Genomic DNA, 15,279 nt, shown 5'->3' with positions numbered 1-15,279 from the left:
ACCAGCCAATCATAACTGTTAATAATTTCAAAAAGGAGATACGTTGTCTTATAAGGACTACATATCTCCTTGCTGTTATTTTAGCGGAAGTTTTCATTAAATTATTATTCTTGCTTTTTTAAATATTCCTTTGCATCCCGAAAGAAGCTGAGGATAATGAGAATAATGATAATGCCGATGGGGAAAGCGGCAATAATGGATACAGTCTGTAAATTTGCCATTGAATTTTCTGAGAAAATAAGTGCAATTGGAAATAGCATCAGAAGGATAGCCCAAAACAGCTTTACGTGTTTGTGAGGCTCTTCATCTTCCGGCAACTCCTTATAGGAATAGGAAGCGGCAACCAGTGTCAGTGCATCGAAGGAGGTGGCATAAAAAGCAATCATGGTAAGAGCTAAAAGCACCAGACCCATCTTAAAAAATGGAAGTGTTTCTAAAATAGCCATAATAGTCTGATAAAGGTTTTGTGTTGCTTGATAGATACCCATAACATCCAGAATACCCTTTGTCTGAAGAGCGAGGCTGTAATTACCTAATATAATAAAAGAAGTAAACGTTCCTGACAAGCCAAAGAAATATCCTCCCAGAACAGTCTGTCTGATCGTCCGCCCTTTGCTGATGGCGCCGATAAAAAAGGGAGTGGCCACACACCATACCATCCAGTACGCCCAGTAAAAGATAGTCCAGTTCTGAGGAAAGGAAGAGGTGCGAAGCGCGTCAGTCCAGGTGGACAGACCGATGAAGTTTTGTGTCAGGTTACCGATTGCTGTTATTCCTGTTTCGATGGTATACCTCGCCTGACCTCCGCCAATGAGAACATAAAGGAGAAGTCCGAAGAATAAGTAGGTACAGGAATCAGCAAGCTTTGAAATCCCTTTCATGCCGAAATATACTGTAAACGTATATACTGCGCAGATAATGATCAGGATTGCTATGGTCAGGAATCTGGATTCAGGCAGTCCGGTCACCCGGCTGACTGCCATGGAAAGAAGCGGTGTTGCGAGAGAAAATGTGGTAGCAGTTCCTGCCAGTAAAGCGAAAACAGCGATTAAATCAATCAGTTTCCCTGCTGGCCCGTCTACCAGTTTACCAAGGATCGGACGGCAGGCCTCTGAATACTTTTGCTTTGTCCGTTTCTTTACATGAAGCATAAATCCAAATGCAACGGCTAGAACCAGATAGAAGCTCCATGGAATTGGACCCCAGTGAAACAGAGGATAGGTGGAAGCCCAGTCCTGTACAGAACCCATATCTTTTATATGGGGCTCCCCTGCATAGAGCAGCCATTCACAAAGAGAGTAAAATAAAATGTCAGCTGCCAGACCTGCGGTAAACATCATGGCTCCCCATTTGAAATTTGAATATTGGGGTTTCTCACAGTCTCCCAGTTTGATTGCTCCATATCTGGAAAAGGCCATGTAGAGGGAGCAGATAAATGTGAATAGTCCTACGATAAGGTAATAGCTGCCCAGCTCATTTCCAATAAAGGATCGTATGGAGGCCAGCACAGCACCTGACGCCTTGGGATATGTAAGAAACAGGATACATAATAAAACGATTGCTGCAAATGGTACCAGGGTGGTCATAATATCCAGCTTTTTTATCAATGATATTTTCTCTTTGTTGTTCATGACATGGCTCCTTTATAGTTCAAAAATAATATTTATATCTTAATATTGAACATAATACCACGGTCTATAAAAAAATGCAAGGCTGAATCATATAAATTTATTTCTTTAAAATATATGGGGAAAGTGTTTGCGCATTAAAATAGGATATGGCACCATACTGGAAACAGGTAATAGAAAACCACCCTTGTACACAATGCTGTTTTGGGCATAGTAGCAGATAGCTCTTTGTCTATGCCCCCGGATAAGGATGCTTTCAAGTCAGCCCTTAATATAGAGGAAAAACAAGCCATTAATACCAGCAAAAAGTCTAACGCAATTGTGAAGTTTTTCTGACTTTTTGCTGAAAGCACTACAAAAAAAGGATAGGATCGGATATAATGGTGATGTTCATTAAGGAGGATATTATGATGAGGAACAAAGTGCTAATGATATGTGCCGTATCAGCGATGCTGTTAACGGGCTGTACCCAGAGCCATATTCTTGCAAGCGGTGGCTCTGCAGAACCTGTCTTTGAAACGCAGCAGGGAATCGTATTGGACTGGACTCAGATTGGAAATGATATGGATGAAGAGTTTGTGGATAATAAAGAATATCCTATGGCTCTCAGCGTAAACTACAGCATGGATCCGAAGGAGAAAAAACTTGATTTAAATCTGGTTGTTAAAGCAGGGACGACTCCGGAAGAAGCAGTTACATTTGCAAATGCCGCAGTTCGCTATTTAAACGATGTGGCAGCAGATCAGGATTTCAGCTTTGAGAAATCAACTGAGACTTCTTACGGCGGCTTTTTTAAGGACTATGATCTGCATTTAATTGTTATGCCGGATTATACGATGAAAGAGCAGCAATACTGGCTGGTGGATATGGATATTCCAAAAGGCTCTGACGAGAAGATTGTACCAAAGGAAGGTGCAGTTGTAATGGAAACAACCGCTGCTGATGATACGGAAGAAGCGGATGAAACGGAAGCTGCGGATGAAACAGAAGCGGAGCAGACACAGGCTTCCAAGTAAAGAATATATGAAAAGCATGGATAAACGCGAGGCGTTTTAAGATCCATGCTTTTTTAATATAAGAATATAAAAATTTAGTTGGAATCGACAGCCAGTCCGCTGTGATACGAATAATTTCCCAGTTCCCGCAGTAATTTGTTATGATCCAGGCTGTTTAACGGAACAGGAGATGTGAGTTCTTCATTTAACCGGAAAAATACATTCCCGCATTTGGACATGGACTGATGGAACAGCTCAGGAAAAGAAGCTTTAGAAGCAAGCCTGCGGTCCCAGGGATTGCACCACGTGTCATGGTTAAGATTAAATGTTACCACCGGATCAGAGGTGATATCAGTAACCAGTTTACGGGAAGCAACAGGATTTTTAAGGAACAAGGATTCCACAAATTCTATGCTGTTTTTCTTCCTGCTGTTTGGATCCGCGAGTGTCCGGCAGCCCAGACGCATCGCCAGGATGGATCTGGATACCATACGGGAGGTAACCTGATAATTATTCCGATAATTTAAGGGATAGTAGGTTTCATTGATGCAGGATGATAAAAAACCGGAAATAAACTGCATTTCCTGACCGTTTAAACAGATGGTTGCAGCCTGGTTAAACTGGGAAGGTTTTTTTTGCTTATAAATCATGAGTAACAGAGCATCTATATCATTCTCAAGCATGGCATGAAGACCATGGTGATAGTTCCCGGAGTTTTTGATATCGTACTCGATCCTGCCATATACATAAGGGTGGCAGATGGAGTCTCCAATATAGTGACAGAAGTAGCCGCTCATGTATGCAATGGCCTGCTCACGCTGCTGTCTTGATTCAATGGCTCCAATATGATTGATACAGGTAACGAAAAAGCTGTTTACATGATTTTCATGCATATAGGAACCTACATTGCGGTAATCCCTGTGACGAAGAATGGGGATATTATAAAAAAATATATCCGGACCCTGAAGACCCAGCTGATAGAGCCAGCGATATTTGGAAATAATTCGTTTTAAAGGAGTGTTAGGCATATTGTTGTATGCTTTAACACCTAATAAGTAGTGGGTGGTAAAACCGGGCATATTGTTCACCTCGCGTTAGTTGTTAAAATTAAGCACATAATAAGATTATATCATAGTAAAGTTAAATTTGTATAAAAATGAATGGAAATTTTCATACAATCATTCCGGCACGAATATGTGATAAAGAGGACATAAGGGAGCACAAGGAATGATTCATTACATACACGAAATGGTATGGGGACCCTGGCTGTTATTCCTGTTTCTGGGAATTGGGATCATCTATTCGGTTAAAACCGGATTTTTTCAAATCAGAAAGCTTGCTTATTGGTGGAAACAGACCATTGGGAGCATACAGGAGGAAGACGAAGAGGGAGACAAAGGAGATGTGACCAGATTTCAAACCGCCTGTACGGCTCTTGCAGCAACAATAGGCACTGGGAATATTGTGGGTGTGGCGACTGCTTTGACAGCCGGAGGACCTGGAGCCATCTTCTGGATGTGGGTATCTGCTGTAATCGGTATGATGACAGGATATGCAGAAACCATGTTAGGAATCCGGTACCGCTACAAAGACCAGAACGGAGCATGGATCTGCGGGCCTATGGTATATCTGGAAAGAGGATTGAAACTGCCGGCACTCGGTATGATTTACAGTTTTCTCTGCATCATGGTATCACTTGGAATGGGAAGTATGGTTCAGTCTAACTCCATTGCAGAAACGCTTAAATACTCCTTTCAGGTTCCAACTGGGTTAGTGGGGATTTTTCTGACCGGACTGGTGTGCCTCGTTGTTCTTGGCGGAATCAGCCGGATTGCTTCAGTTTCGGAACGTATGATTCCCATTGCCTCCGGAATTTATATGCTGTTCTCCATGGTTGTTATTATGTCCTGTTATGATAAAATTCCATATATTTTTCATGTTATTTTTAAGGACGCATTCCAGCCTGTATCTGTTTTTTCAGGAGCAGCCGGTTTTGGAATCAGTAAAAGCCTTCAATATGGCATTTCAAGAGGTGTTTTCTCTAATGAAGCCGGGCTTGGCAGTATGGCTGTTTTACATGGAGCAGCTGAAAATACCACGCCTGAAAAACAGGGAATGTGGGCAATGTTTGAAGTTTTCTTTGATACTATTATTATTTGCACCATGACCGCCTTTGTGATTTTGTGTATGACAGAAGGGGACGCGGCAGGCTCCGGTTATGACGGCGCGGCCCTTACCGCATTCAGCTTTTCTAAACGACTGGGGGGACTGGGGGAATATGTAGTATCCGGTTCCATGCTGGTATTTGCATTTGCAACCATAATAGCCTGGTATTATCTTGGTAAACAGGCCGCGGGATATCTGGCGGAAAGCCTGAAAAAGCGAAACATTCTCTATCCGCTGCAGCGTATTTTAAGAGGTAAGATCTATACACTTCTCTATCTTTGCGCAGTATTTGTGGGATGCCTGGCGAAACTCGAAACAGTTTGGGAATTTTCCGACATCTGGAATGGGCTGATGGCAGTCCCCAATATTATCGCACTCATTTTTTTAATGAAAGAAGTGAGAGTACCAAAATAGTAAATGGAAGTCCGACGTATTCTGCAGTATCATACTGTAGTATGGGAGCAGGCGAAATGTCTGCTCCTTATTTCATCTATGAGGGCAGGGCTCTGATATGTATGCTTAAATGGCACATTTTTGATTCAGAATCATGTTGCAGGTTGAACCAACGAGATGTCTGGTGATATCATATGGATGGAATTTAAAAAGTGGTGAACAAATGATATATATAAAGGAGGGTTCCAAAATGTGTACAAGTTTTGCAGTATACAGTCAAAATAAAGCTATTTATGGTATGAATTTTGACACTGATGACATTGACTTAAAACTAAAAGTCAGTAGTTATAATGATATGAGCTTATTTTTCTTTTCAGGCTTAGTAGCTAATCAATATAGGGATATCGCTGGTTTTAATAGTGAGGGTCTTTTTATTTGTACTCAGGCAGTCCAATATAGTCCGGGTTTTAAATCAAGTTGTGACGAGAATGATTGGTTTGCTTTTAATACTTTTGACGAGGCACTGAAAAAAACAAGAAAAGCATCTGAATTTTATGACATACTTAATAAAAGAGTCATATCGTATCCTAGAAATCCATTATATCCAGATTTAGGGTTACATACTATGATTGCTGATAAAACTGGTGATGCATTTATTCTGGAAGAAGGAGATGTAACAAATATAGTAAGTCCTATTCACCATGATTTTATTATTATGACTAATTTTCCAAATGGAGATTTTAAGGGAGTAAATTATGATAAAGTAAATGGGATTGGTGCTGACAGATATATTTGTGCACATGAATATATTCATAATAATATTCATGGCTTTGGAATTAATGAAGCATTTGAAGCTTTAAGGAAAACCAGTCAGGAGAATACTCTGTGTTCAATCGTATATGAAGCAACAAAAAATGAAATTTATATTAGCTTTAAAAAAGATTTAAGCAAAAAGTGGAAAATTTCTGTGATCGAAAAAACAATCCAGTCAATGGATGGATTTTTAAATAATAATAAAATTCAATTTACAAACGAAGAAATATTTGTGAAGGATCTCATTCGTTTATATAAATGGGTATAATAAGGCTGTATCTTTATTTAAGGAGGTAATGCCCTATGACAACAAGCAAAATATCCAATCGATTAATACATGAAAAAAGTCCTTATCTACTTCAACATGCTTATAATCCAGTCGACTGGTGGCCTTGGTGTGAACAAGCATTTACGAAAGCAAAAGCTGAAGACAAACCAATTTTTTTATCGATCGGCTATTCTACCTGCCACTGGTGCCATGTCATGGCTCATGAGTCCTTTGAAGATCAGGAGGCGGCAGGCCTGTTAAACAAAAATTATGTATCAATCAAAGTGGACCGTGAGGAACGGCCTGATATTGACTCGGTTTACATGTCAGTCTGTCAGGCTCTTACAGGCTCAGGAGGCTGGCCTCTGACAATTATTATGACTCCGGATCAGAAACCTTTTTATGCGGCCACCTATTTGCCAAAGCACAGCAGATGGGGGAATACGGGTCTGATTGAGGTTTTGAATGCGATAGACGGACTTTGGAAAAATGACAGGAAAAAAGTGCTACAGGCCGGAGAAGAAATAACCCAGTATCTAAATGGAGAGGAAAAAAGCAGTGGGGGCAGTAAGGATGATCCAGGTAAGGAATTGTTCTTAACTGCTGCCGCGCAGTTAAAGCGCTCCTATGATAGTACATGGGGTGGATTTGGGAGAGCACCAAAGTTTCCCATGCCCCATAATCTGATTTATCTCCTTCGCCATTCCATCTATGAAAAGGACGAGTCTGCCAGAGAAATATGTGAATCAACCTTAAGGCATATGTACCGGGGTGGGATTTATGATCATATTGGGGGAGGGTTTTCCCGTTACTCTACCGATGAAAAGTGGCTGGTTCCTCATTTTGAAAAAATGCTCTATGATAACGCCCTTCTTTCCTATGCCTATCTGGAAGCTTATAAAATAACCAGAGAACCATTTTACCAGTCAGCAGCCAGAGGAATACTGGGTTACATTATGGAAACCCTTACGGATAAAGATGGTGGGTTTTATTGCGGAGAGGATGCAGACAGCGAAGGGGTAGAAGGAAAGTTCTACGTTTTTGACCAGGATGAAATCACACAGATACTAAAAGAAGATGCCCCATTCTACTGTCAGTGGTTTGGAATTACAAAAGATGGAAATTTTGAAGGGAAAAATATTTTAAATCTCATCAATAATGATGATTATGAAAAAAAAGATGAGAAGATCATTGCGCTTAGCAGGAAACTCTATGATTATCGTCTTAAGCGGACTGAACTTCATAAAGATGACAAAATTCTGACCTCCTGGAATGGTCTGATGATTGCAGGAATGGCAAAGGGGTATCAGATTCTTTTGGAGGGGATATATTTACAGGCAGCCAGAAATGCACAGGCTTTTATTGAAGAAACGCTGACGAACAAGGACGGCAGACTATATATCCGCTACCGGGATGGAGAAACCGGACATGATGGACAATTGGATGATTATGCTTTTTACGCATTCGGACTGTTAGAATTATATCAGGCATGCTTTGAGGTATCATATCTTCAAAAAGCAGTCAGTATTTGTGAGAAAATGATCCGTTTATTCTTTGATGAGGAATATGGCGGATTTTATATGTATGCACATGACAGAGAAAAGCTGATCAGTCGCCCCAAGGAACTGTATGACGGTGCTTTGCCTTCAGGCAATTCTGTGGCTGCCTATGTGATAGGGAAACTTTATCATTTAACCGGTGAAATTACGTGGCAGGAAATATTAAAAAAACAGTTAAAATGGATGGGAAGAGAAGCCCGGACCAGTCCGGCGAATCATAGTTTTACACTCCTGGCATTACAAACAGTTCTCTATTCTCATATACAGCTGGTTGCAGTATCGTCTCAGCCGGGAATAGAGAAAGAACTTGCCGGTTTAAAAAGGGAAGTTTTCACGGATATTGATATTATATTTAAAAATCCGGAAAATGAAGTGGTTCTTTCACAAATCGCTCCGTTTACTAAGGATTATCCCGCAGACTCCGCAAAAAGCCAGTTTTATCTCTGTAAAAACGGAACGTGTTTAAAACCAGTGGATTGTATTGCGCAATTAAAAGAAGCAATTGAATCCATATCATCATAAATCGGACAGTCAGCCATATATATAATTAAATAATCAAAACCAGAGGAATGTTAATGTGTACGGCTATGACATTGCAGACGAAAGAAGGGGAAGTTTTTTTCGGAAGAAATATGGATTTTTCCTATGAAATAGATCCTCACTTTTTTAAAGTTCCTAAAGGCTATCAGTGGATCAATGCTCTCACCGGTGCCAGGATGCAGGATGATTGTAGCTTTATTGGAATAGGACAGGAGACAGACGGACTTTTGGGATTTTTTGACGGAGTGAATGAAAGCGGGTTTGCAGCGGCAGCTCTTTACTTTGCAGGATATGCCAGATATGAAGAAATGGGAAAGGAAGAACATCGGTTTCCCATTGCTTCCTTTGAATTTCTTCATTATATATTGGGAAAATGCAGATCAGTCCAGGAACTAAAAACACTGGCAATTCAGGTTTCCATCATTGGTATGGAAGACCCGGTTACAGGATCAGCGGCACCTCTTCACTGGATTGCAACAGACCGTACAGGTACCTGTGTGGTAATTGAACTAACCAGTAAAGGATTGGTTATTTTTGATAATCCCATGGGTGTTCTGGCAAATAGCCCGGATCTTCCCTGGCATATGACAAATTTAAGAAATTATATGGAGGCAAGCCCTGACCAAATGGAGGCAGCCAGCTGGAGTGGCATAAAGCTTACTCCATTCGGTCAGGCAGGAGGAACAAGAGCACTTCCGGGAGGCTTTACCTCACCCGACCGTTTTGTCCGGACAGTATATTTAAAATCATTTCTTCCAGTTCCCCAAAATCGGAAAGAAGCTGTGGTATCCTGTTTTCACGTCATGGAGGGCGTTACTATACCAAAAGGAGCAGTCATGACAAGCCGTGGGTCTTATGATTACACAAAGTATACGGCATTTTTAAATACTGCCACATGTGAGTATTATTTTAAGACCTATGATAGCCTGCAGGTTTGTGTGGCAGGATTATATGAAAATAATATGGATATGATGCAACCGGTTTATCTGGAATGAATACGGAAAATTTCAAAGGGAATAATAAAAAAGGAACTGCCGACCAGCAGTTCCTTAAAAGTTATTTCAAAAAGGGAGGAGAGCTGATAACAGAATTATCAGCTCAAGTATTATGAAAAAAATCTTATAAACATATTTAATTTACAGTTTTAGTATAACCACGAAACATGAAGAAATCATGTTGTTTGTGTAAAAGATTTTTGAATGAAATTGAAACAAAGTATGAACAGCTAGACAAAAACTTAATGATTTGATAAAATACACACATATGTTAAACTTTATACAAGAAAGGGAAAAAACATGAACAATCCTGTTATTACAATTACAATGGAGAACGGTGATGTGATAAAAGCTGAGCTTTACCCCGAAATTGCACCGAATACAGTGAATAATTTTATCAGTCTTGTAAAAAAAGGCTACTATGACGGACTGATTTTCCACAGAGTCATCAACGGATTTATGATTCAGGGCGGATGCCCACAGGGAACCGGAACTGGTGGCCCTGGATATTCCATAAAAGGTGAATTCAGCCAGAACGGAGTTACCAACACCTTAGTGCATTCTGAAGGAGTACTTTCCATGGCAAGAGCCATGAATCCGAATTCAGCAGGCTCACAGTTCTTTATTATGCATAAGGCAGCTCCTCATTTAGATGGTGCTTATGCTGCATTTGGAAAAGTAATCGAAGGCATGGATATTGTCAATAAGATTGCAGACGTGAAAACCGATTACAATGACCGTCCGATGGCTGAGCAGAAGATACAGTCTATGTCAGTAGATACCTTCGGAGAAGAGTATCAGGAACCGGAGACTTTATAAATTATGGTGTGGGAACGGGAGATTATCATTGAAGGGAAGAATTTCCAGGTTACCGTATCAGACGAATATGAAGCCCTGCGCTCTGCTTTTGCAGAAGGCAGGGCTGTTATTGGTTTATGGGACCGGAATCGGACGGACCAGTGTCTCTCGCCAGCTTCCTATCTGGTGGAATCTTATGAGGATATTACAACGGAACTGTTGGAACGCGTGGTCCGGAGAAAAGAAGGGATGCCCTGGAATATTACAGACACCAGACGTCTTCTGATCCGGGAGTTTGTAATGGCTGACGCAGATGAAATTCCAAAAGAGCCGGACGGAGGAGAGACCGGAGTCCTTTTTTATAGCAGAAATACATTAGAAAGCTATATCAGACAGCAGTATGAATTTTACGAATATGGAATATGGGCTCTTTATGACCGGGAAAAAAAGGCCATTGTGGGAAAAGCAGGGCTGTTTAATTTTGATCCTGGGGAAAATGAGGAATTGTATTCCTTCATGAAAAAAAATGATACCCCGCTGGAACTGGGATACCATATTTTTACACCTTACAGGCGCCAGGGATATGCAAAAGAAGCATGCCAGGCGATTTTAACATATGCCGCGTCTTCTCTGACCGACAGGATCTACGCCAGAGTTCTGGAAGAAAACCGTGCCTCTGTCAATCTTTTAAAAAGTCTGGGATTTCAACTTACAGGCCGTACACATATCGGATCAGCTTCACCGCAGTGTCTGTACGAGTGGAATTGCTTATAATGCCTAAAATCGGATCATTCATGGTTAATCCTGTCTTCTTTAAGAAATCCGTATTACCGATTTTAATACCACAGGCAATTGTCTCACCAGTCTCTGAATTGGTGACTTCGTAGAGCTGATCCTTTACCTGGTCATAGACGTCAGGGGGGAGAACCTCCTTTAAGTCTAAAAAGCCGCCCATCTCACCAAAGTGGTCGATGCTGTCCTTTCTTGCGATCATTACGTCCAGCTCTTTGCTGGAGATCAGGGCAGACAGTTTCGCCAGCTCTGCGTAGGTGAATTCAGTCATATTGGAATTGTCAAAACTTATGGACATGGAATGGTCCACGTCAATCTTCGTCTCATCGGTCAGACCCAGGTACTCACGAAAGCCCAGGTCAAAATATTCGCTTACCAGGTCCTTTTCACTGTCGGGCTGACTGTTTAAAATGACGCAGGAAAGAGCAGTTTCAAACCGGTTATTGTGTACGGCAGAGAAAATAGAGAAAATAAGGAAAACAGCTACTACAGTTCCGATTATAGGTATCTTATAGTATTCCCAGATGTACCATAGTCTGTCCTTTAAGCTCATATTCTTTAACTTATTCTTTTCTTCCTGCAGTGAGTCTTTTAAAGTTTTGTCTTCATAGGGGGTCATATCATACGCCTCTTTCTGTTCTTAATCCGGATACTTTTATGATTATATCACAGATTTAACAAATTTCCTCCATATATAATTATAAAAAATTGATGAAATGGGGGAGAATGTTTGCTTTTTAAAAATAAATCCGCTATAATAATTTTTGACGTTAACGAGAGAAGGGGAATGACATATGTTATCAGGTTTTTTTAATTATGATAATCCGGTCTGGCGTTTTATCGGCAAGTTCGGAGATTTAATTATTTTAAATGTTTTATGGCTGGTCTGCAGTCTCCCAATTTTCACCATAGGAGCTTCTACAACTGCAGTGTATTACGTGACGCTGAAACTTGCAAGAGACGATGACGGCTACACCATACGCTCCTTTTTTAAATCCTTTAAAGAGAATTTCAAGCAGTCTACCATAATATGGCTGATCCTTCTTTTGGCAGGAGCCATTCTGGGCGTTGACTTATACTTCTTTGCCCGGCTTTTTAATGGTTCTTCCACGGTTAAGACGGTTATGCTTACTGTATTTCTGGCCATGGCTTTAATCTATGCGGCTGTAGCCATGTATATTTTCCCGCTTCAGTCCAGATTTTATAATCCGCTTAAACGTACATTTTTCAATGCATTCTTTATGTCCATCCGCCATTTGTTCCGGACAATTGGTATGATCGTCATAGATGGTGTGCTGATCGCTGCCGGTTTTGTATTTATGATTCCTCCTGTACTGATGATTTTTATGCTGTTCGGTTTTCCGCTTTTGGCATTTATTAATTCCTATATCTTATCGCCGGTATTTAATATTTATATGCCAAAGGAAGAGCGGGTAGAGGAAGAGGGATTAAGACCGTTATTTTCCGATGACAGTGAGCCTGTAAGCAGTATTTTGATGGCTAAGGGTGATGAAGTGGAGACGAAGACTGACGACCAGAAACTTACAGACCATGACAGAACAAAGTAAAGAGACAGACTACACCGGTCCCCTGGATTTTAAAATCCCAAGGGGACCTTTTTTTGTATACATGATCGTTCAAAGTTTGGACACGCTATGGACACAAAAAAACGATATACTTGAGATTGATACGAGAAATGTTTTGGAGGCAGAATATGACCGAAGAAGAATACTTAAGTTTCATTCAGCCCTACGAGGATGCGCTGAATAACATACAGGTCAGGATCGATGTGCTGAATAAGGATTACAGAAGGAAACAGCTGAATTATCCCATCCATCATGTTCAGTACCGGATAAAACAGAAAGAGAGCATTGAAAATAAATTAACCAAATGCGGAAACGATACGACCACGGAATCAGCCAGAAACTGTCTGACTGATATTGGGGGAATCCGGGTGATCTGTTATTTTGTCAGAGATATTTATGGGATTGTAGATTTGCTGCGAAAGCAAACAGACATTGTAGTAATAAAGGAAAGCGATTATATCAGGACACCAAAAGAAAACGGATACAGAAGTTATCACATAGTGTTCGGAGTTCCGGTTTATCATACAGACGGAATGGAGTATTATCCCGTAGAAGTTCAGCTTCGCACCATGTCCATGGATCTGTGGGCCAGCATGGAGCATCGAATCTGCTACAAGGGGGAAAAAAAGGATGAGGCAGCAGCAGAGTTTATCAACTATAGTGCTGCTTTAAAACAGATGGAGGAGGAGATGGAAGGGTTTTTATCGGATTGATGGCAATAAAAAACCCCGGCGATGCTCTGCCGGGGTTTTTCGGAAGTATAATATATAAAAATATGAGGGAAAGCAATTATTTGTCGATGCGGAAGCCAGCATAAGCAGTCATTCCGTGTTCGTGAAGATCCAGACCATCTAACTGTTCCTGATCAGATACCCGTAAGCCAATCGTTTTCTTAAGGATAGTAAAGATAATAAATGCCATGAAACCTGTATAAATTATTACCACTGAAACACCGATAAGCTGGGTAAGGAAATTTGCTCCTTCTCCAAATACACCTGTAAGCAGAGTACCGAGAAGTCCGCAGCCGCCGTGTACGCCTATGGCTCCAACGGGATCATCAACTCTGAGAACTTTATCAACGAATTCTATGGCTAAAACGATAAACGCTCCGGCAATTGCCCCAATGATGATTGCTTCATAAGGAGTGACTATGTCACAGCCCGCTGTAATCGCTACCAGACCAGCCAGGGAACCGTTAAGAGTCATGGATACATCTGGCTTGCCGTAACGTTTCCAGGTAAATAAAAGAGTAACCAGAGTAGAAGCAGCAGCAGCCAGGTTAGTGGTCATGGCAATATCCCCAAGAGTTGTGGTGGCTGCAGTCGTTGAACCGCAGTTAAAACCGAACCAACAGAACCAGAGAATAAATACACCAAGTACGCCCAAAGGAATATTGTGTCCCGGAATTGCATTGGGAGTTCCGTCCTCATTATATTTTCCGATACGGGGACCAACAATCTTTGCTCCTACCAGCGCACAGATACCGCCTACCATATGAACAGCTGTAGAACCTGCGAAATCATGGAAACCGATACTTGACAGCCAGCCGCCGCCCCAGATCCAGTGACCCGTAATTGGATAGATGAAAACGCTGATACATGCGGAATAGATTAAATAGGAAGAAAATTTAGTCCGTTCTGCCATTGCACCGGAAACGATTGTTGCAGATGTGGCGCAGAAAACCGTGTGAAAGATCATAAATACGGCAATGGGAAGACCATTGAATAGTCCGTCGGAATCTGCAAGAGAATAAGGATTAAAAAATCCGGATCCACCCAGGATTCCTCCGATGTTGTTTCCGAACATAAGGGGAAAACCTAAAATGAAGAAGAATAGGGAGCCAAGGACAAAGTCCATCATGTTCTTCATACAAATATTTCCTGCGTTTTTAGCCCTTGTAAAACCAGTCTCAACCAAAGCGAAACCTGCCTGCATAAAGTAGACTAAAATTGCACCCAGCATAGTCCATATAATGTTTAGTAATAAAGTTGTGTCTTCCATAATTATAACTCCTCCTGAATTTTATAATGGATTAGCACGGAATGTAAAATAAAAGAGGATAACTGCCTTTGTAAAGGCAATTATCCTCGTCGATAATTTATTTTCATTCCATATTCAGTTGATATCTTTCCGTTTTTTCTACAAAGCCTCCCGGCCGTGTTCACCAGTTCGGATTCGTACTGCATCCTGAACATCGTAGACGAATATTTTACCGTCTCCAAATGTACCGGTATTAATTTCTTCCACGACTGCGTCAATAATTGGATCAGCCAGCTCTTTTGGTACGACTGTCTCAACTTTAACTTTAGGGAGCAGATTTACATTATACTTGGTACCACGGTACATCTGAGTATAGCCTTTCTGATTTCCATAACCCATGACATTGCTGATCATAAGCCCGTTAACTTTACAGCCTTCCAGTACTGCTTTCAGGTCTTCAAGCTTTTCCGGCTTGATAATAATTTCCAATTTTTTCATACAGCACTACCTCCTTAAGTTGATAACACAAAAAAGAGCAGTTCCGCTTATGGAACGCCCTCGTTCGTTATAACAACATTATACATGGATCCTGAAGAATGTCAAATATAAAATTTTAACAACAACACTATGGATATTTATGAAAAGTTAACAAAACTTTAATGAAAGAAAGGATGGACAAAAGAATATAAAACACTTGTGCTTTTATGTACTTGGGTATATAATAAATACTGTATACAAAAAAATAGAAAAATACAATCCGAAAACC

14 protein-coding genes are annotated in these 15,279 nt (G+C 40.8%); 9 read left to right on the top strand and 5 right to left on the bottom strand.

Annotated elements, in window-relative coordinates; translation table 11 throughout:
• Positions 1 to 104: 104 nt before the first annotated feature.
• Complete coding sequence (locus ABS301_RS18420; protein ID WP_349673606.1) at positions 105 to 1,631, bottom strand: BCCT family transporter; 1,527 nt, start codon at positions 1,629 to 1,631, stop codon at positions 105 to 107.
• A gap of 404 nt (positions 1,632 to 2,035) precedes the next feature.
• Between ABS301_RS18420 and ABS301_RS18415 the strand changes: the two genes are divergently transcribed.
• Positions 2,036 to 2,644, top strand: coding sequence for a hypothetical protein (locus ABS301_RS18415; protein ID WP_349673605.1), 609 nt, complete (start codon positions 2,036 to 2,038; stop codon positions 2,642 to 2,644).
• A gap of 74 nt (positions 2,645 to 2,718) precedes the next feature.
• Here the strand turns inward: ABS301_RS18415 and ABS301_RS18410 are convergent, their stop codons facing one another.
• Entirely contained in the window at positions 2,719 to 3,702 is a 984-nt protein-coding gene (locus ABS301_RS18410; RefSeq protein WP_349673604.1) for a zinc dependent phospholipase C family protein, read from the bottom strand.
• Between the two features lie 148 nt (positions 3,703 to 3,850).
• Between ABS301_RS18410 and ABS301_RS18405 the strand changes: the two genes are divergently transcribed.
• The 6 genes from ABS301_RS18405 (at position 3,851) to ABS301_RS18380 (ending at position 10,929) form a co-directional block, all read left to right on the top strand.
• Positions 3,851 to 5,203, top strand: a complete 1,353-nt coding sequence (locus tag ABS301_RS18405) for an alanine/glycine:cation symporter family protein (protein WP_349673603.1) — start codon at positions 3,851 to 3,853, stop codon at positions 5,201 to 5,203.
• Positions 5,204 to 5,432: 229 nt separating this feature from the next.
• Entirely contained in the window at positions 5,433 to 6,263 is an 831-nt protein-coding gene (locus tag ABS301_RS18400) for a C45 family peptidase (protein WP_349673602.1), read from the top strand.
• A 35-nt stretch (positions 6,264 to 6,298) separates the two neighbouring features.
• Positions 6,299 to 8,344, top strand: coding sequence for a thioredoxin domain-containing protein (locus ABS301_RS18395; RefSeq protein ID WP_349673601.1), 2,046 nt, complete (start codon positions 6,299 to 6,301; stop codon positions 8,342 to 8,344).
• Positions 8,345 to 8,397: 53 nt separating this feature from the next.
• On the top strand, positions 8,398 to 9,357 hold the full coding sequence (locus tag ABS301_RS18390; protein ID WP_349673600.1) for a linear amide C-N hydrolase: 960 nt from the start codon (positions 8,398 to 8,400) through the stop codon (positions 9,355 to 9,357).
• 300 nt (positions 9,358 to 9,657) lie between these two features.
• Positions 9,658 to 10,176 (top strand): peptidylprolyl isomerase, encoded by a 519-nt coding sequence (locus ABS301_RS18385; RefSeq protein WP_349673599.1) that lies wholly within the window; start codon positions 9,658 to 9,660, stop codon positions 10,174 to 10,176.
• A 3-nt stretch (positions 10,177 to 10,179) separates the two neighbouring features.
• Positions 10,180 to 10,929 (top strand): GNAT family N-acetyltransferase, encoded by a 750-nt coding sequence (locus ABS301_RS18380; RefSeq protein WP_349673598.1) that lies wholly within the window; start codon positions 10,180 to 10,182, stop codon positions 10,927 to 10,929.
• Here the strand turns inward: ABS301_RS18380 and ABS301_RS18375 are convergent.
• A complete protein-coding gene (locus tag ABS301_RS18375) occupies positions 10,865 to 11,566 on the bottom strand; it encodes a hypothetical protein (RefSeq protein ID WP_349673597.1) in 702 nt (233 codons plus the stop codon). The two genes, ABS301_RS18380 and ABS301_RS18375, sit on opposite strands and share 65 nt — an antisense overlap.
• 175 nt (positions 11,567 to 11,741) lie before the next feature.
• Here ABS301_RS18375 and ABS301_RS18370 point away from each other — a divergent pair, with 175 nt between their 5' ends.
• Both ABS301_RS18370 and ABS301_RS18365 read left to right on the top strand, forming a co-directional pair.
• Positions 11,742 to 12,515, top strand: a complete 774-nt coding sequence (locus ABS301_RS18370) for a YesL family protein (protein WP_349673596.1) — start codon at positions 11,742 to 11,744, stop codon at positions 12,513 to 12,515.
• A 146-nt stretch (positions 12,516 to 12,661) separates the two neighbouring features.
• A complete protein-coding gene (locus ABS301_RS18365; RefSeq protein WP_349673595.1) occupies positions 12,662 to 13,246 on the top strand; it encodes a GTP pyrophosphokinase in 585 nt (194 codons plus the stop codon).
• A 76-nt stretch (positions 13,247 to 13,322) separates the two neighbouring features.
• Here the strand turns inward: ABS301_RS18365 and ABS301_RS18360 are convergent, their stop codons facing one another.
• Positions 13,323 to 14,534, bottom strand: coding sequence for an ammonium transporter (locus ABS301_RS18360; RefSeq protein ID WP_349673594.1), 1,212 nt, complete (start codon positions 14,532 to 14,534; stop codon positions 13,323 to 13,325).
• Between the two features lie 138 nt (positions 14,535 to 14,672).
• Complete coding sequence (locus tag ABS301_RS18355; RefSeq protein ID WP_349673593.1) at positions 14,673 to 15,011, bottom strand: P-II family nitrogen regulator; 339 nt, start codon at positions 15,009 to 15,011, stop codon at positions 14,673 to 14,675.
• Positions 15,012 to 15,279: the final 268 nt, after the last annotated feature.

It is taken from the genome of Lacrimispora sp. (genome assembly GCF_031982545.1).
Lineage (GTDB): Bacteria > Bacillota > Clostridia > Lachnospirales > Lachnospiraceae > Lacrimispora.
The sequence above is the reverse complement of the archived record's forward strand: the minus strand, read 5'-3'. Positions and strand labels throughout refer to the sequence as shown.